Raw genomic sequence first — 17,047 nt, 5'->3', positions numbered from 1 at the left:
AAAAATGAAGACCGATACTCTCTGGACGCGGGCCGCGTTGCGGGCTGCCTTGTGCGTCGCCGCCGCGGTGTCGCTGCAGGCGGTGGCCTGGGCGCAGGGCGCCCCCGCCACCCTAGCCACCCCCGGTGCCGCCACGCTGACCAAGCCCGCGCGCATCGTCGTCACCGTGCCGCCGGGCGGCGGCATCGACACCATCGCGCGCCGGCTCGCGACCCGCATGGCGCCCGTGCTCGGCCAGCCCGTGATTGTGGAGAACCGGCCCGGTGCCTCGGGCGTACTCGGCGTGGACAACATCGTGCGCTCCGCGCCCGACGGCAGCTCGCTCATCCTGGCGGCGGGCTCCACCATCACCGTGCTGCCGCACCTGATGAAGAAGCTGCCGTACGACGCGACCAGGGACCTCACGCCGATCGCGCAGATCGGCGTCACGCCGCTGGTGATGCTGGTCAACTCCGACAATCCGGCGAAGACCGTGGCCGAGTTCGTGGCCGCAGCCAAGAACAGCCCGAACACCATGAGCTACGGCTCCTACGGCAACGGATCGCTCGGCCACCTGATCGGCGAGGCCTTCAAGCACGCCTCGGGCATGACCATGGTCCACGTGCCCTACAAGGGCTGCGCGTCGGCCATCAACGACCTGATCGGCGGGCAGCTGAGCGCGGTGGTGTGCGATGTTGGGTCGGCCGCCGCCTTCCTGCAGCCCGGCAGCCGCCTGCGCGGGCTGGCCATCACCGGCACGCACCGCGTGGCGTCGTTCCCGACCATCCCGACCTTCCCCGAGACCGGCTATCCCACGCTCGGGCCGCTGCTCGGCTGGCTGGGCATCTTCGGGCCCGCGCACATGCCCAAGCCGCTCGTCGCGGCGTTGGTGAAAGACTTCGCCGAGGTGATGAAGACCGACGACATGCGCGCCGCGCTCGCGCAGATCGGCTACGACATCGGCGACCCCTCGGCAGCCAATTTTGCAAAGACGGTGCAGCAGGACGGCGTGGTCTGGGGCCAGCTGATCCGCAGCATCGGCGGCATCACGCTCGAATAGTTAAAGAGAAGGCAACCATGCGCGAAGCAGTCATCGTTTCCACCGCCCGCACGCCGCTGGCCAAGTCCTTCCGCGGCGAGTTCAACATCACGCCCGGCCCTGAGCTCGCTGCGCATGCGGTGCGCGCCGCCGTGGACCGCGCGGGCATCGACCCCGAACGCATCGAAGACCTGATCCTCGGCTGCGGTTTTCCCGAAGGTACGACCGGCCGTAACGTCGCGCGGCAGGCGGCCTTGCGCGCCGGTTTGCCGGTGGGCGTGGGCGGTGCCACCATCAACCGCTATTGCGCTTCGGGGCTGCAGGCCATTGCGATGGCGGCGGGCAACATCGTGGTGGACGGCATGTCGGTCGTCGTGGCCGGCGGGGTCGAAAGCATCTCGCGCATTGCGCCGCGCGCCCCGGGGCCCGGCGATGCTGATCCGTGGCTGCTCGCGCAGCAGCCCGGACTTTTCATCTCGATGATCGAGACGGCCGACATCGTGGCCGCACGCTACGGCATCACGCGCGAGGCGCAAGACCGCTTTGCGACGCAGAGTCAGCAAAAAACCGAGGCCGCACAGCGCGCGGGCCGATACCGCGAGGAGATTGTCGCCGTCACCGCCACCATGGCCGTGCAGGACAAGGCCACCGGCGCGGTGTCACGCCGCGAGGCGACGATCGACGCGGACAACTGCAACAGGCACGGCACCACCTACGAGGCGCTGGCGCGGCTGCAGCCGGTGAATGGGCCCGAGCGCTTCGTCACCGCGGGAAATGCCTCGCAGATGTCCGACGGCGCGGCCGCCTGCGTACTGATGGAAGCGCGCGATGCCGAGCGCGCCGGCTTCGCGCCGCTGGGGGCCTTTCGCGGCCTGGCCGTGGCGGGCTGCGAGCCCGACGAGATGGGCATCGGGCCGGTGTTCGCGGTGCCCAAGCTGCTGGCGCGCCACGGCCTCACGGTCGACGACATCGACCTGTGGGAACTGAATGAGGCCTTCGCCTCGCAGTCGCTCTATTGCCAGCAGCGCCTGGGCATTCAGGACGAGCGCTTGAACGTCGACGGCGGCGCCATCTCCATCGGCCATCCCTACGGCGTGACCGGTGCGCGCCTTGCAGGTCACGTGCTCATCGAAGGGCGCCGGCGCGGTGCGCGCTATGCGGTGGTCACGATGTGCGTCTCCGGCGGCATGGGCGTGGCCGGCCTGTTCGAGATTTTTCGCTAGACCCGCATGAACCTGAACTTCACACCTGAAGAAGAGGCCTTCCGCGCGGAAGTCCGCGCTTTCCTGGCCGAGCGCCTGCCACCGGCGCTGCGCCGGCGGGTGGCCGAGGGCCGCACGCTTCGCAAGGACGAGATGCAGCAGTGGCATGCCATCCTGCAATCGCGTGGCTGGCTCGCGGGGCACTGGCCGCGCGAGCACGGCGGAGCCGGCTGGAATGCGGTGCAACGCTTCATCTTCGAATACGAATGCGCGCTGGCCGACGCGCCGCGTATCGTGCCCTTCGGGCTCCTCATGCTCGGGCCAGTGCTGATCCGCTACGGCACCGAGGCGCAACAGCGCCACTGGCTGCCGCGCATCCTCGATGGCTCGGACTGGTGGTGCCAGGGCTACTCGGAACCTGGCGCGGGCTCCGACCTGGCGGCGCTGAAGACGTCGGCGGTGCGCGGGCACGATGCAGCGGGCGCGCACTACATCGTCAACGGCCAGAAAACCTGGACCACGCTCGCGCAGCACGCCGACATGATCTTCTGCCTCGTGCGGACCTCCAAAGACGCGCGCCGTCAGCAGGGCATCAGCTTCCTGCTGATCGACATGCGCTCGCCGGGCGTCGAGGTGCGGCCCATCGTCACGCTGGACGGCGAGCACGAGGTGAACGAGGTCTTCTTCACCGACGTGCGAGTGCCGGCGCACAACCTCGTTGGAGAAGAGAACGATGGCTGGACTTGCGCCAAATACCTGCTTACGCACGAACGCAACGCGGGCATCGGCTTTTCAGTGGCGGCGCTACAGCGCCTGAAGACCGTGGCGGCCAAGGTCATGAGCGGCGGCCAGCCGCTGGACCGCGACCCGGCCTTCGCGGCGCGCATGGCGCGCGTGGAGATCGACCTGGAAAACCTCAAGACGACCAACCTGCGCGTGACGGCCGCTGTGGCCAACGGCGGGAGCCCGGGCGTGGAAAGCTCGGCGCTGAAGCTGCTCGGCAGCGAGATCCGCCAGGAACTCGCCGCGCTCGTGCGCCGTGCGGTCGGCCTGCATGCACTGCCGCACCTCGGCGATGCCGAAGCCCTGGCCGGCGCGCCCGCCGAATCGGTGAGCGCGACCGCGCAGTACCTGAACAACCGCAAGCTCTCGATCTTCGGGGGCTCCAACGAGATCCAGCGCAACATCATCGCCAAGACGGTGCTGGGGCTATGAAGGACGCCGCATGAACTTCGAACCGACCGACGAACGGCGCATGCTGGACGATGCGCTGCGACGACTGCTGGCGCAGCACTACGAATTCGCGCAGCGCCAGCGCATTGCGCAATCGGGCGAGGGGCACAGCACGGAAATGTGGCGGCATCTCATCGATCTGGGGGCGCTCGGCGCGCTCTTCGCCGAGGCTGACGGCGGCCTGGGCGGCAGCGGCTTCGACATCGCACTGGTGTTCGAGGCGCTGGGCGGCGCGATGGTGCTGGAGCCCTTGCTCGCAGCGCTGATGGCCGCTGCGGCGCTGGCCGAAGCGAAAACGGATGTGCAGCGTGCGCTGCGGCGCGACATCGTGGCCGGCAGCACGCTGGCCGTTCTTGCCCACGCCGATCCCGAGGCCCGCTACGAGGCTTCGCACGTGACGACGCGTGCGCGGCCGAGCGATGGTGGCTGGCAGCTCGACGGCCTGAAATGCGTGGTGCGCCACGCGGAGCAGGCCGACTTTTTCATCGTTTCGGCCCGCTCGTCCGGCGGCGACGACGATCCCGCGGGCATCAGCTTGTTCGTGCTGCCCGCCGCAACTCCGGGCATCGCGCTGCGCGGCTACCCGCTGGCCGACGGTGGCCGGGGCGCGGACATCGCGTTGGAAGGCGTGCATCTGCCGGCCGATGCGCTGGTCGGCACCGAAGGCCAGACCTTTCCGGCCATCGAAGGTGCAGTGGGCGCCGGCGTGCTGGCGCTGTGCGCACAGGCATTGGGCGCGATGGAGTCCGCCAAGCGACTCACGCTCGACTACCTGCGCGCCCGAGAGCAGTTCGGGCAGTCCATCGGCAGCAACCAGGCGCTGCAACACCGCATGGTGGACCTGTGGCTGGGCATCGAGCAGGCGCGCTCTGCCGTCATCAACGCGGCCAACGCGCTGCAATCGGCCGACCGCGTCACGCGCGAGCGCGCGCTGTCGGCAGCCAAGGCGACCACTGGCCGAGTCGGAACGCGCGTGGCCGAGGAGTGTATCCAAATGCATGGCGGCATCGGCATGACCTGGGAGCTGCCGCTGTCTCACCTGGCCAAGGGCCTGGTGCTGACCAATCACATACTCGGCGACGAGGACCATCACTTGGCGCGCTATGTGTCGCTCGGCCGCGTTTGAAAGCAGCGCCTTGGCGCGCGTGCATCCTGCGGCGCGGGAGCGCGTGCGCTAGGCTGCAACCATGTCATACGACCGCTTTTCCGAGCTCAACGTCTTCATCCGTGCGGTCGAGAGCGGAAGCTTCTCGGCCGCTGGGCGGCAGCTGGATCTCAGCGCCTCGGCGGTCAGCAAGTCGATCTCGCGCATGGAAGAGAGCCTGGGCGTGCGCCTGCTGAACCGCACCTCGCGCTCACTGCAGCTGACCTATGAGGGCGAAGTGTTCATCGTCGGCGCGCGGCGCGTGATGGAGGCGATGGACGATGCGCAGCGCAACCTGGCCGCGCTCTCGGCCGACCTGAGCGGCAAGCTGCGCATCTACACGCTGCCGAGCTTCGGCTACACGCTGGTGCCCTTCATCGCGGAGTTCGTGCAGCGCTTTCCGCGCGTGAAGATCGACATCCAGCTCGGCGCTGAGCGGGTCGACCTGGTCGAACGCAACATTGACGTGGCCATTCGCCTGGGCGTGCTGCAGGACAGTGCGTACTTCGCGCGCAAGATAGGCATGACTACGCACGTGATCTGCGCTGCACCCTCGTACATCGAGCGGCGCGGGCGCCCGGTATCACCCGAGGCGCTGAAGGACCACAACTGCCTGAACTTCTCGATCCGCACGCACCACATCCACTGGGGCCTGCGCGCGGAGTCGCCACTCAAGCCGGCCTCCGTTGAGGGCGACATCTCTTCCAACCAGGCCGAGATGCTGCACCGGCTATGCGTGGCCGGTGTGGGCATCGTGGAGCTGCCTTTCTATGTGGTGCAGATGGAGCTCGCTGCCGGCGCGCTGGTGACGCTGCTCGACAGCGAGGCCAAGACCGAGTACGACCCGATCTGGGCCATCTACCCGCACAACCAGAACCCGAGTCCGCGCACCACAGCGTTCATCGAATTCCTGCGCGAGCGCATCGCCGAATCGACGTGCTTCCTGCCGGCGGCCTGACGCTCAAACCCCGTCTGGGCCCGCCCATTCGAGCGTCTTGCCGTTCCAGTCGCGCGCGGCGGCTGCGATGCCCGCGTAGAAGCGCTCGCTGGTCTCGGTGATTTCAATGAACTCCACCATCGCGTGCAACGGCGTCGGCCCCTCGAAATAGGCGATGCGGGCACCGCGACCCGTGCGCGCGGTGTAAAGCATCTCCTTGCCCTGCGCGAGTTCTCCCGCCAGCCGCTCGTCGAAGCGGCGCGTGCCGATGCCCCAGTGGTGCAGCCCGTAGCCGCGCTGCGCCACGCCGTCGCGGAACACCGAGGGCTGTTCATCGTGCTGCTGGATCAGCTCCAGCATCATCGTGCCGTGAAAGGCCAGGGCAATCGACAGGTCGTGGTTGACCTCGCAGCCGCGGTAGAGCGAGCCCTCCCGCGGCTGCGAGACGCGAAAGCGATACCAAGGGCCTGCGCCCAGCACGCGCGTGAAGGTCGCCATGGCCACGTCGAGGTCTTCGACCACGTGGCCGGCCTGGATCACCGTCTCGGCGCGGCCGCCAAACAAGAATTCGTTCATGCCAAGTCTCAGTTCTTCTGTTGCGGATGAAGGATGGCCTTCGACGCGATGCGCGCATAGGCCGTTTCGAACGCCTGCACGGCTTGGTGCAGCGGATAGCGGTGCGTGATGAGCGGGCGGAACGTCTCGGGGTTCGCGGTCACCTGCGCGATCACCTTGTGCCAGCCCTCGCGCGTGTTGCCGTAGCTGCCACGCAGTTGCAGCTGCTGGCGCACCATGCGCGTGATGTCGACTGTGGCCTTGTCGGGGTGGATGCCGGTCGCCACGAAGATGCCCTTGCGGCGCAGCGCGTGCAGGCCTTCATCGATGGTCGACATGACGCCAGTCATCTCGATCACGGCGTCGAAGCCGTCACCAGCTAGCGCGGCCAGGCGCTCGGCGGAGCCGGGCTCCGCGCGGTCGATCAGCAGATCGAAGCCCATTTGGCGCAGCACCTCGAAACGGTGCGTGTCGGCAAAGCCGGTGACCACGATTTGGCTGGCGCCCGCGAGCCGCGCGAACAGCGCCGCGCCCTGCGCCAGCGTGCCGGCGCCCATGATCAGGAGGCGCTTGCCCGCTCCGGTTTCCGACAGCGCGACGGCGTTTTCCGACACGGTGAGCGGCTCGATCAGCGCACCCAGGTCGCTGTCCAGCGCATCTGGCACCGGCAGGCAGTTGACGGCCGCGACCGCGACCATCGGCGCGAAACAGCCGTTGCGCTGGATGCCGATGCCCACGGGCAGCGCCACCACGCGCCGACCCAATAGGTCCGCTGCGGCGCCTTCGCCCAGCTGCACCACACGGCCGCAGAACTCGTGGCCCAGCGTGAGCGGCAGGCGGGGCCACACGTTCGCGTAGGCCGAGCCCTTGGCATCGTAGATGTGCAGGTCGCTGCCGCAGATGCCGGCCGCCTCGACCTCGACCAGCACCTCGCCGGGCGCGGGTTTTTCGGGCGGTGCGACGTCCATCAGCGAGACGCCGAAATCGGGGGAGATCTTTCTCAGTGCAAGCATTTCAAGTTCCTCGAATTCATGCGCGCTCAGGCGCTGTTGGCGCGCAGGCCGCCGTCGATCACGAAGGGCTCACCGGTCACGTAGGGAACGAGGCCGGCAGCGAGCGTGGCGACCAATTGGCCCACGTCGGCGGCCTCGCCCCAGCGGCGCAGAGGCACCTCGCCGCTGGCGATGCGGGCGTCCTGCGCGCTTGTGTCCAGCGAGCCGGTCATCTCGGTGCGGATGAAGCCCGGCCGGATGTCGTGCACGTGAATGCCGTGCGGCGCCAGGCGCAGCGCCAGGATCTTGGCCATCATGGCCACCGCCGCCTTCGACATGCAGTACTGCGAGCGGTTGAGCCGCGCATAGTGCGCCGCCATCGACGAGATCACGATCACGCTGCGGTAGGGCCGTGGCGCCCGGTCCTCGAGCATCCGGCGCGCAACGGCCTGCGTGAGGAAGAAGGTGCCGCGGATGTTGACGTCGAAGTTACCGTCGAAGTCCTCGGGCGTGATGTCCAGCACGTCGCGCAGTGGTCGCGCTGCAACGCCGGCGTTGTCGACCAGGCAGTCGACGTGGCCGTGCAGCGACCACACAGCCTCCACCAGCCCGGCGTGCGTGGCGAGATCAGCGATGTCAGTGCGCACGAAGTCGGCGCGCACGCCCAGCGCGCGGATGTCCGCGAGCGTGACCTGTGTGCGTTGGTCGTCTTGCAGATCGGCGATCACGAGGTGAAAGCCCTGGCGGGCAAGGGCCAGCGCGGCGGCGCGGCCGATGCCTTGCCGCCCGCCCGTCACCAGTGCCACAGGAGGCTTGGAGGGAAAGTTCATCGCCATCAACCCAGCTGGCTCGGCCGCGAACTGTAGGCCGTGAGCGGCGGACACGCGGCGGGGTCGACAACCACATCGAGCACCGTGGCGCGGTCGGCCGACATGGCCTCCTGCAACGCGGCGCGCAGGGCGCCGGGCTCCGAGATGCGAACGCCGTGCAGGCCGCAGGCGCGCGCAATGGCCGCATGATCGACCGGCTCGAAGCGGGTGTCCGTGCGCCCGCCGTAGCGGAACACCTCCATGTCTTCCTGCATGCCGAGCACGCCGTTGTTTAGCACGATCAGCACCAGCTTAATGCCGTGGCGGCGAATGGCTTCGAGCTCGCCCCACACATGGCCGAAGCCGCCGTCGCCCACCACCGAAACCACCGTGGCCTCGGGGCGCGCGAGGTGCGCCCCCATGGCCAGCGGCAGCCCCCAGCCGAGCCCTGCGAGCCCGCGCGGCAGCAGGAAGCGCTCGCCGGCATGGCGCGCCGTGAGATAGAGCGAGGTCCACACCGAGGCGTAGCTCGCGTCGGCCGTGACGATGGCGTCGGCCGGTAGCAACTGCCCCAACTCGTGCATGAGCCGTTCGGGCCGGATGGGCAGGCGGTCTTCGGTGCGCACGCCGTGCTGCAGGCGCTGCGCGGCCGCATGCGAGGTGGCGATGGCGTCCTCCACCGCGCCCCGGGCGGATTGGCGCTGCTGCGCATCGAGCTGCGACATCGCATCGGCCAGCGCCTCGAGCGTGAGCCTGGCATCGCCGACGAGGCGTAGCGATTCGTAGTTGCGGTCGATCTCGACCGGATCGATGTCGATGTGGATGAAGCGCGCATTGCGTGGGTACTGGCTCCAGGTGTCGGTGCCGTTGGCCGCGGTGCGCGTGCCCAGCAGCAGCACCACGTCGGCCTTCGTGACCAGCGCACGCGCTTCGTAGGCGGGTGCGCCCACGTTCAGCACGTTGCCGATGACGCCCAGTGACAGCGGATGCAGCTCCGAGACGGCGCCCTTGCCCATCATCGTGGTCGCCACCGGCAGCGCAAAGCGCTGCTGCAGATCGGCCAGCGCAGGTGCCGCGCCCGAGAGGTGCACGCCGCCACCGGCAATCACCAGCGGCCGCTCGGCCTGCATCAACAGGCGCGCGGCCTCGCGCACGCGTTCCGGCGCCGCCACCACTGGATCGAGCGGAAAGCGGCCGTTGACGGCGCGGCGGGTCGGGTCACCGGCAACCTGACTGTCGGCGATGTTCACTGGCAGCAGCAGTACCGCGGGTCCGCAGCGGCCGCTTGTCGCGATGCGGAACGCCATGTCCACCCATTCGTCGACGCGCTCGGCGCTGTCGATGCGGCCGACCCATTTGCTGCAGCCCGCAAAGAGCTTGAGATGGTCGTACTCTTGGAAGGCATTGCGCTCGCGCGAGCCCACGGGCACGTCTTGCACCAGCGCGATGATCGGCACCGAGGACTTGAGCGCCTCGGCCAGCGGCGCCACCAGCAGCGTGGCTGCGGGCCCGTTCTGCGCGGTGACCACCGCCGTCTGGCGACTAATTCGGGCGTAGCCGTCGGCCATGGCGCCGCCGGCGTTCTCGGTGCGGTAACCGATGTTGCGCATGCCATGCTGCGGCACCGCGAGATGAAAACGAACCGGGTTGCACTGGCCGAACACGACCTGCACGCCGTGGCGACGGCAAGCCGCCGCCACGCGGTCGGCCACGGTGCCACCGCTTGTTGCTGGAGTTGACATGGGGATGGATTACTTGGAGGAGGGGAAACGGCTCTTGAGCTTGGACACGGTGATCTCGGCCTGCTCGATCTCGGCGCGGTACGCCTTGCCCGTCATCGGCGCGGGCTCGACGCCGTAGGCGTCGATCAGCTTTTTCTGGAACGCCGGATCGCGCGCCACCTTGAGCGTGGCGTCTTCGAGCTTGCGGCGGATCGGCTCGGGCAGGCCGAGCGGCGCACCCACGCCAAAGTAAGCGTCGGTGACCACGTCGTAGCCGAGCTCGCGCAGCGTGGGCACGTCGGGCAGTTCGCGCATGCGCGTGGAGCTGGCCGCAGCCAACACGCGCAGCTTGCCCGCCTTGACGTAGGGCATGAAGTCCGTCGGGTTCTGAACCACCACGTCGATCTGGTTACCCAGCAAGGCCACCACCGAGTCGGAGCCCGAGCGGTAGTTGACAGTCTCGAATTGCATGCCGGTCTTCTCAGCCAGCAGCAGCATGCCCAGCGTGTTGACCGAGCTCGGCCCGCCGAAGTTGATGCCGCCTTTGGCCTTCTTCGAGGCCGCGATCAGGTCCTCGATGGTCTTGTACGGGGAATCAGCGTTGACCACCACGGCGAACACGTAGCGGCCCACGCTCGCGATGCTGGTGAAGTCCTTCGACGTGTGCGGCTTATTGGAGACCAGCTGCCACAGCGCCAGGCCGCTGGAGAGCATGCCGAGCGTGTAGCCGTCGGGCTGGGCGCGCGCGAGCAGCATGCCCATCACCGTGCCCTGCCCGCCAGGGCGGTTGAGCACGACCATCGGCTGGCCCAGGCTTTGGGAAAGCTCGGTGGTCAGCGCGCGAGCCACCAGGTCGGTGGTGCCGCCGGGGCCGAACTGCACCATGAAGCTGATGTCGTGCTCGGGCCATTCCGCGCAGGCGCTGGTGGCTGCGATGGCCAGCACGAAGGCCGAAACGGCGATGCGCCATGATCGGACGCGGGCGAGAAGGATGGTCATGCGAACTTGTCTCCGTTTTCTTGTGGGTCGCCGCCATGCGCAAGCCGGTGGATGGCAATGCGGTGGCGACCCTACAAATCGTACGGAGACGAAGCGTCTTGTTCGAGCCATCTTGTGGAATCACGAGGATGACAATCTTTCACAGGTGCGGGCGTGCGAACGCGTCGCGGTCCCTCGATCCGATGCCCTGCATCGGCGCAAGGTGCTGTCGGTACGGTGCCTGAAGCCGCAGTTTTTACTCGTGCGCGTCCAGGTGCCGCAGCAGCGCAGCGTCGAATGCCGCATGCTGGTCGATATTGGGCAGGTGCCCCGCCTGCGCAATGACCTCGAGGACGGAGCCCGAGATGCGCCGCTGGATCTCGGTCATAGCTTGCGGCAGCACCCCGTCGTTCGCACCAACGATCAGGGTGGTCGGCAACGCGATCTCCGACACCCGTGCCAGGTAGTCGAGTCCCTGGATGGCGCGCGCGCATCCGACAAATCCGACCACCGATGTCGAAGCTGCGACCTGCAGCAAGCGCTGCGCGATGTCAGGGTGTGCATCGAGAAAGACGCGGCCGAACCAGCGTTCGAGGGTGGGCCGTGCGAGTGCCGCGCAGCCCTCGCGCTCGGCGATGGCGATGCGCTCGTTCCAAGGCGCAGACGCCTCTGGTGGTGTGTCTGCACGCGCATCGCACAGGCACAGGCTCGCTAGCCTGTCGGAATGCGCAAGCGCCAGGCCGAAGCCGCTCATGCCACCCAACGAAAGCCCGATGTAGTGCGCCTTCGCGATGCCGAGTGCATCGAGCACCGCGACGGTGTCGGTCACTAGATGCTGCATGGAGGAGGGCGCCTCGTGGGCCACCGAGCCGCCATGGCCGCGTGTGTCCGCGCACACCACGCGCCAGCCGCGCGAGACCAGCAGGTGTGCCTGTGTGGACCACATGGCGCTGCTGGAGAGGATGGAGTGCGCCATGTATACGGTGGGTGCGCTGGCGTCGCCATAGCAATGCACTTGGATGCTGCCGGCCTCGGAGGGCAGGGCGATGGTCTGCGTCGTGATCTGCATGGAAGAACTCCTTTGGCGCTTGAAGACGATGGGCTCAGTAGCCGGCGAAGAACTCGATCGCCACCTGCTCGGGCGGCACGCCGCAGGCATCGAGACAGTCCTGCATGGCCGCGACCATGGCGGTGGGGCCGACGATGTAGTAGCGGCAGGCCTTCCAATCGGGGACTTCCTGCTGGATGAGCGCGGCGTCGATCACTCCAGCGCGCCAGGCGTGCGCGCCCTGACCACGCGTTGAGGGCGGCGCGTCCTTGTCCTCGGCAATCACATGCAAGACGCGCAACTGCGGCAGGTCGGCGCACAGCTGCGCGAGCTCACTGCGCCAGGCTGCGAGCGCGTGCGTGCGGTTGCCGTAGAGCAGCGTGACCGGCGGCACCACCTTGCCGCTGGCGGCCTGGTACTGCAGGTGGCGCAGCATGCTGTAGAACGGCGTGATGCCGATGCCACCGGCGAGCATCACGAGCGGCTGGCGCGGGTCTTCGGGCAACACGAAATCGCCCATGGCCGGACTCAGGCTCACGAGGGCGCCGTCGGGACCGAGGGCGCATTGCGAGAGGTGGCGCTTGAATGCCGTATCGCGCATGCGCATCGCAATCATGAGGTGCGGATCATGGGGGGCGCTGGCGATCGACAGCATGCGCTCGCCGTCGTCCGAGCCGTCTTCCGGCGCATCGAAATCCGGCAGCTGGAGGCTGACGAACTGGCCCGCCTCGAAGTCGAAGCCGGCAGGGCGTTCCAGGAAGAAAGCCACCGTGTCCGTGGCGATGGGGGTGCGCGCCAGCACGCGCACAGGGAAATTGTCGGGGTCCGTCATGGGATAGGTGCTCGATGTTGTCGGCGCGGCGAAGGTGCGCCCGCGCCTGAATGGGAATTACCAGGAGACGCTGACGTCCCCGTTCACGAAGGTCTGGCACGCCATGCGAAAGCCTTGTTCGAAATCCGCTTCCGAAAGGTGCTTGCGCTCCTTCTGCTTGACCGCGTCGGTGTGTTCCAGGCCGCTCTCGATGCGGCACTTGCAGGTGCCGCACAGGCCGCCGCCGCACTTGAAAGGAATGCCGCCTTGCCCGCGCAGCGACACGCGCAGCAGGTTGCTGTTTTCAGGCGCGGTCAGCACCTTGTTGGCATTGGTGATGAAGGTAACGCTGATCATGGGCGGCCGGTCTCCTGCGCGTCGACACGCACGAGGCGCACGAGGCGCACGTCCAGGTGGCCGAAGTTGACCAACTGCGCGAGTTCCTCGCGCGCGGCTTCGAGCGTGTCGAACTGCGGAAGAAACTTGGAGGGAACGAGGTTGCGCGTGGGCGGGTCGCCCTCGTCCACGATCGCGACCTTCACCGGCCGTTCAAGCTCGGCAATGACGAAACGCGCGCGCCGCTGGCGGTAGAAGAAGTAATCGTGGCTTTCGACGGGGCGGAGGCCGTCGCACAGCTCGGTGCGGAACTGGCCGTCCTTGTTCGTGAGGATGACGTATGCGTTTGGCATGTGTGTGAAGGGTGTGTCAGGCAGGGATCGCCTCGTCTTGGCTCAGCTCGATGTCCTGGTGGATCCAGAGCTGGCAGGCCAGACGGAACCCAGCGTCGAGATGCTCGCCCAGCTGCTTCTTCTCTTTCCAGTTGGGCGCGGCCAGGTGTTCGCCGCCGTGCAGCACCTTGCACATGCACTTGGAGCACTTCCCCATTCCGCAACCGTAGTTGAGGTGTGGAAAAGGAAACTGCTTGATGCCTGCGCGTACGACAAGGTTAGTGTTCGGCCGCACCTCGCCCTCGAAGCACTGACCGTCTTTCCTGATCACAACTTTGGGCATGAGCACTTATTCCATGGTTGCCAGTGGAGGGGCGAATCGGCCGTGGTCCTCCCAGGCCGAATGCTTGGTGGCTAATGTCCAAGCGAAGCCGCCACCGCGTCAAACAACATCATGACCGCCAATGCAAGGGATCAATAACATTGATATGAATTGCGGTTTTGCATCGCGCATACGTAGGATCACGCCATCCCCTCCAGGGGCTCTGTGCCGCGCGCCTCGCAGCTGCCGCGGACCGTGTTCATACCAACGAAGGAACAACCCATGACGGCATTGATGAGCAAAGAAGACTTCCGCCACGCGCTGGAGGAAACGGTGCGCGGAAAGAGCGCTAACAAATCGCCCTTCAGCATGGCGTGGGCCGCAGGCCGACTCTCGCGCAAGCATCTAGCGCGCTGGGCCGAGAACCACTACCACTACGTGGGTCCGTTCGCAGACTATCTGGGTTTCATCTACTCGCGCACGCCCGCGCACCTGATCGAAGTGAAGGACTTCATGCTGGCGAACATGTACGAGGAGGAAATCGGCGGCGACCGCCACACTGACCTGCTGATCCGCTTTGCCGAAGCCTGCGGTTCGTCGCGTGCTCGCGTGACCGACCCCGACAACATGCTGCCCTCCACGCGCGGCCTGCAAAGCTGGTGCTATTCGATGTCGATGCGCGAAAACCCGATCATCGCGGTGGCCGGCATCGTCGTGGGACTCGAATCGCAGGTCCCGTCCATCTACCGCAAGCAGGCGCCCACGCTGCGCGAGCAGTACAAGTTCACGGACGAAGAGGTCGAATTCTTCGATCTGCACATCGTGTCCGACGAGATCCACGGCGAGCGCGGCTACCAGATCGTGGTCGAGCATGCCGACACGCCCGAACTCCAGGCAGCCTGCCTGAAGGCCTGCGAAGTGGGTGCGCAGATGCGGCTGCTGTACACCGCGGAGCTTTTCCGCGAGTACGTCGAGAAAGACCTGGCGCAGGAAGCGCTCGCATTGGCCGACTGAGCGGCCGATGCACTGCGGGCGCACCCGATGTGCCAGTGCCCGATGAGAGAGCCGGGCGTTCGACGAGCGCCCGCGCGTTCCCCGATGAAGGAGACAAACCATGCCGGTATCACGCCGCGGTGCCACCGCCGCCTTGCTCGGCAGCGCGTTCGCCCCCGCGCTCTGGGCGCAGCCCGCTGCGGCCGGCAACTACCCGGCCAAGCCGCTGCGCATCGTGGTGCCGTACCCCGCGGGCGGCTTCAACGACACGCTGGGGCGCATTGTCGGCGTGCACCTAACCGCGGCGTGGAAGCAGTCCGCCGTGGTCGACAACAAGCCCGGTGCCGGCACGGCCATCGGCACGCAGGCCGTGGCCAAGTCGCTGCCGGACGGCTACACGCTGCTTGTGGTGCAGTTTCCGTTTGCGGCCAACCCGTGGCTCTACAAGCTTCCCTACGACAGCGACAAGGCCTTCGACCCGGTGATCCTGGCGGGGCGATCGCCGATGGTGCTGGTCGCTCACGCGGGAAGTCCCTATCGCAGCGCGGCCGACGTGCTGGCGGCCGCCAAGGCGAAGGCCGGCGCCATCAACTACGGCACGTCGGGCCCGGGTTCATCGAACCACTTGGCCATGGTGCTGTTCGAGAACCTGGCTGGCATCCGCATGAACCAGATTCCCTACAAGGGCAGCACGCCGATGTTGACTGACCTAGCCGGTGGCCAAGTGGCGGTGGCGATGGACCTGCTGCCCAATGCGCTGCCGTTCATCCAGTCCGGCAAGGTGCGCCCGCTGGCCCTTGCGGGCGCGCAGCGTTCGCCGCTGATGCCGGAGATTCCCACTGCGGCAGAGGCCGGCGTCGCGGGCTACGAGGTGTCGTCCTGGCACGGCATCGTGGTGCCCGCAGGAACGCCGAAGCCGGTGGTCGACAAGCTCAATCGCGAAATGAACAGCATCCTCGCACTGGCCGACGTCAGGAAGATCTTCGCCCAGCAGGGCGTGGTGCCCGACGGCGGCACGCCCGCCCAATTCCACAGCTTCATCGAAAGCCACAAGTCGCTGTGGAAGCGCGTTATTCAACAAAACCACATCACCGCAGCATGACCATCCAACACGACGCCCTCAACCTCATCGATGGTCACTGGCAGCCAGCGGCTTGCGGCGCATGGGGCGAGCGCAGCGACCCGTCCGATGGCACCCCGCTCGGGCGCCACGCCGCATCACGGCGCAGTGACGCCGAAGCCGCCGTGGCCGCCGCGCGCCGCGCGTTCGAGCAGCCGAAGTGGGCGCACGACCCGCGGCTGCGCCAGATGGTGATGTTGCGCTGGGCCGATCGCCTGGAAGCTCAAGCCGAAGTCCTGGCCGTACTGCTCACGCGCGAGAACGGCAAAGTGCTGGCGCAGTCGCGCGGCGAGATCGCCGGTGCGGTGTCGGAGATCCGCTACTACGCAGGCTTGACGCGCTACATGCCGGGCCATGTGTTCGAGGTGGAGCCTGGCGCGTATTCCACGTTGCTGAAAGAGCCCGCTGGCGTGGCCGGCATCATCGTGCCGTGGAATGCGCCAGTGGTGCTGCTGATTCGCTCGCTGACCCCCGCGCTGGCAGCGGGCTGTACTGCAGTGATCAAGCCGGCGCCGCAGACGGCGTTGATCACCGCGCGGGTGATAGAGACGCTGCATACCTGCGAGGGTCTGCCGCCCGGCGTGGTCAATCTGGTGAGCGAAGACGGTCACGCAGTGGCGCAGTATCTGACCGAGAGCGCGCAGGTGGATGTGCTGAGCTTCACAGGCTCGAACGCCACCGGTCAGCGCATCATGGCTGCGGCGGCACCCACCATGAAGAAGCTGTCCCTGGAGTTGGGCGGCAAGTCGGCCTGCCTGGTGTTCGAGGATGCCGACGTCGAGAAGACGGCCGGTGCGATTGCCGTGGCTGCGACCATCATCAGCGGCCAGCAGTGCACAGCAGCGCGACGCGTGCTCGTCCATGCACACCACTACAGCGCCATGCAAAAGGCGCTGACCGAAGCACTGGCTGCGCAGCGTGTGGCACCGGGGCTGACGCCGGGTGCGCAGATCGGCCCGCTGATCGACACGCACGCCGCCCAACAAGTTAGCCAGCGCATCGACGACGCGCTGGAGGCGGCCGATGCGGTGCTGCTGCGCGGGCGGCGCGACGTAAACTTCGTCCACCCTTCCCTCGTCGCGCATCGTGATACGCATGCCTTCTTCGTGCAAGAGGAAATCTTCGGCCCGCTATTGGTACTGGAGCGTTTCGAGGACGAGCGCGAGGCCATCGCCCGCGCCAACCACTCGGAGTATGGCTTGTCGGCCAGCGTCTGGACGCGCGACGGCGCGCGCGCCATGCGGGTGGCCCGCGCATTGCGCAACGGCACGGTCTGGATCAACGACCACAACAAGCTCTTCGCAGAAGCCGAGACGGGCGGCTTTCGGCGCAGCGGGCTTGGCCGGCTGCATGGGTACGATGCGCTGATCGACTTCCAGGAAATCAAGCACATCTATCAGCAGGTCGGCACGGCCTGAGCCAGCATCGCAGAGGGCCACCCGCCTTCTACAATTGCTCTCCCTTGCGAGCCCGGTCAGCGGGGCAATATCCAAGAA

Annotated in this window: 18 protein-coding genes; 8 read left to right on the top strand and 10 right to left on the bottom strand. The window is 67.2% G+C overall.

The features are described from left to right. Nucleotides 1–4 precede the first annotated feature (4 nt). From AC1DYD_RS17900 to AC1DYD_RS17880, 5 genes are all read left to right on the top strand, one after another. On the top strand, nucleotides 5–1,039 hold the full coding sequence (locus tag AC1DYD_RS17900; protein ID WP_478174086.1) for a Bug family tripartite tricarboxylate transporter substrate binding protein: 1,035 nt from the start codon (nucleotides 5–7) through the stop codon (nucleotides 1,037–1,039). 17 nt (nucleotides 1,040–1,056) lie between these two features. After that, on the top strand, nucleotides 1,057–2,241 hold the full coding sequence (locus AC1DYD_RS17895) for an acetyl-CoA C-acyltransferase (protein WP_478174085.1): 1,185 nt from the start codon (nucleotides 1,057–1,059) through the stop codon (nucleotides 2,239–2,241). A gap of 6 nt (nucleotides 2,242–2,247) precedes the next feature. Further along, nucleotides 2,248–3,435 (top strand): acyl-CoA dehydrogenase family protein, encoded by a 1,188-nt coding sequence (locus AC1DYD_RS17890; protein WP_478174084.1) that lies wholly within the window; start codon nucleotides 2,248–2,250, stop codon nucleotides 3,433–3,435. A 10-nt stretch (nucleotides 3,436–3,445) separates the two neighbouring features. Then, on the top strand, nucleotides 3,446–4,579 hold the full coding sequence (locus AC1DYD_RS17885) for an acyl-CoA dehydrogenase family protein (RefSeq protein WP_478174083.1): 1,134 nt from the start codon (nucleotides 3,446–3,448) through the stop codon (nucleotides 4,577–4,579). A 61-nt stretch (nucleotides 4,580–4,640) separates the two neighbouring features. Then, nucleotides 4,641–5,555 (top strand): LysR family transcriptional regulator, encoded by a 915-nt coding sequence (locus tag AC1DYD_RS17880; RefSeq protein WP_478174082.1) that lies wholly within the window; start codon nucleotides 4,641–4,643, stop codon nucleotides 5,553–5,555. Nucleotides 5,556–5,558: 3 nt separating this feature from the next. On the opposite strand, the gene AC1DYD_RS17875 is transcribed toward AC1DYD_RS17880, so the two are convergent. The 10 genes from AC1DYD_RS17875 to AC1DYD_RS17830 form a co-directional block, all read right to left on the bottom strand. Continuing rightward, complete coding sequence (locus tag AC1DYD_RS17875; protein WP_478174081.1) at nucleotides 5,559–6,110, bottom strand: VOC family protein; 552 nt, start codon at nucleotides 6,108–6,110, stop codon at nucleotides 5,559–5,561. Between the two features lie 8 nt (nucleotides 6,111–6,118). Beyond that, entirely contained in the window at nucleotides 6,119–7,102 is a 984-nt protein-coding gene (locus AC1DYD_RS17870; protein ID WP_478174080.1) for a zinc-dependent alcohol dehydrogenase, read from the bottom strand. 26 nt (nucleotides 7,103–7,128) lie between these two features. Next, nucleotides 7,129–7,911 carry a 3-ketoacyl-ACP reductase gene (locus AC1DYD_RS17865; protein ID WP_478174079.1) on the bottom strand — a complete coding sequence of 261 codons (783 nt, stop codon included), beginning with the start codon at nucleotides 7,909–7,911 and terminating at the stop codon, nucleotides 7,129–7,131. A 5-nt stretch (nucleotides 7,912–7,916) separates the two neighbouring features. Further along, the gene (locus AC1DYD_RS17860) at nucleotides 7,917–9,632 is read right to left on the bottom strand and encodes an acetolactate synthase catalytic subunit (RefSeq protein WP_478174078.1); all 1,716 of its coding nucleotides are present in this window, start codon (nucleotides 9,630–9,632) and stop codon (nucleotides 7,917–7,919) included. Between the two features lie 9 nt (nucleotides 9,633–9,641). Further along, the gene (locus tag AC1DYD_RS17855) at nucleotides 9,642–10,610 is read right to left on the bottom strand and encodes a tripartite tricarboxylate transporter substrate binding protein (protein ID WP_478174077.1); all 969 of its coding nucleotides are present in this window, start codon (nucleotides 10,608–10,610) and stop codon (nucleotides 9,642–9,644) included. 235 nt (nucleotides 10,611–10,845) lie between these two features. Further along, nucleotides 10,846–11,658: an alpha/beta fold hydrolase gene (locus AC1DYD_RS17850; RefSeq protein ID WP_478174076.1), complete on the bottom strand. Its 813-nt coding sequence runs from the start codon at nucleotides 11,656–11,658 to the stop codon at nucleotides 10,846–10,848. A gap of 34 nt (nucleotides 11,659–11,692) precedes the next feature. Beyond that, a complete protein-coding gene (locus AC1DYD_RS17845; protein ID WP_478174075.1) occupies nucleotides 11,693–12,469 on the bottom strand; it encodes a ferredoxin--NADP reductase in 777 nt (258 codons plus the stop codon). Nucleotides 12,470–12,526: 57 nt separating this feature from the next. Next, nucleotides 12,527–12,805: a 2Fe-2S iron-sulfur cluster-binding protein gene (locus tag AC1DYD_RS17840; protein WP_478174074.1), complete on the bottom strand. Its 279-nt coding sequence runs from the start codon at nucleotides 12,803–12,805 to the stop codon at nucleotides 12,527–12,529. Continuing rightward, nucleotides 12,802–13,137, bottom strand: a complete 336-nt coding sequence (locus tag AC1DYD_RS17835) for a ferredoxin (protein WP_478174073.1) — start codon at nucleotides 13,135–13,137, stop codon at nucleotides 12,802–12,804. The genes AC1DYD_RS17840 and AC1DYD_RS17835 overlap by 4 nt, the downstream gene beginning before the upstream one ends. Nucleotides 13,138–13,153: 16 nt before the next feature. Further along, complete coding sequence (locus tag AC1DYD_RS17830) at nucleotides 13,154–13,459, bottom strand: 2Fe-2S iron-sulfur cluster-binding protein (RefSeq protein WP_478174072.1); 306 nt, start codon at nucleotides 13,457–13,459, stop codon at nucleotides 13,154–13,156. Between the two features lie 261 nt (nucleotides 13,460–13,720). Here AC1DYD_RS17830 and AC1DYD_RS17825 point away from each other — a divergent pair, with 261 nt between their 5' ends. The 3 genes from AC1DYD_RS17825 (at nucleotide 13,721) to AC1DYD_RS17815 (ending at nucleotide 16,969) form a co-directional block, all read left to right on the top strand. Beyond that, entirely contained in the window at nucleotides 13,721–14,452 is a 732-nt protein-coding gene (locus AC1DYD_RS17825; RefSeq protein WP_093012495.1) for an iron-containing redox enzyme family protein, read from the top strand. 100 nt (nucleotides 14,453–14,552) lie between these two features. After that, entirely contained in the window at nucleotides 14,553–15,533 is a 981-nt protein-coding gene (locus tag AC1DYD_RS17820) for a Bug family tripartite tricarboxylate transporter substrate binding protein (protein ID WP_478174071.1), read from the top strand. Continuing rightward, nucleotides 15,530–16,969: an aldehyde dehydrogenase family protein gene (locus tag AC1DYD_RS17815; protein WP_478174070.1), complete on the top strand. Its 1,440-nt coding sequence runs from the start codon at nucleotides 15,530–15,532 to the stop codon at nucleotides 16,967–16,969. Before AC1DYD_RS17820 ends, AC1DYD_RS17815 begins: the two co-directional genes overlap by 4 nt. The last annotated feature ends 78 nt before the right edge of the window (nucleotides 16,970–17,047 follow it).

The sequence above is a fragment of the Variovorax sp. P4_B11 genome (assembly GCF_056402355.1).
Note: the sequence above shows the minus strand (reverse complement) of the source record. Positions and strands in the feature narration are given on the sequence as shown.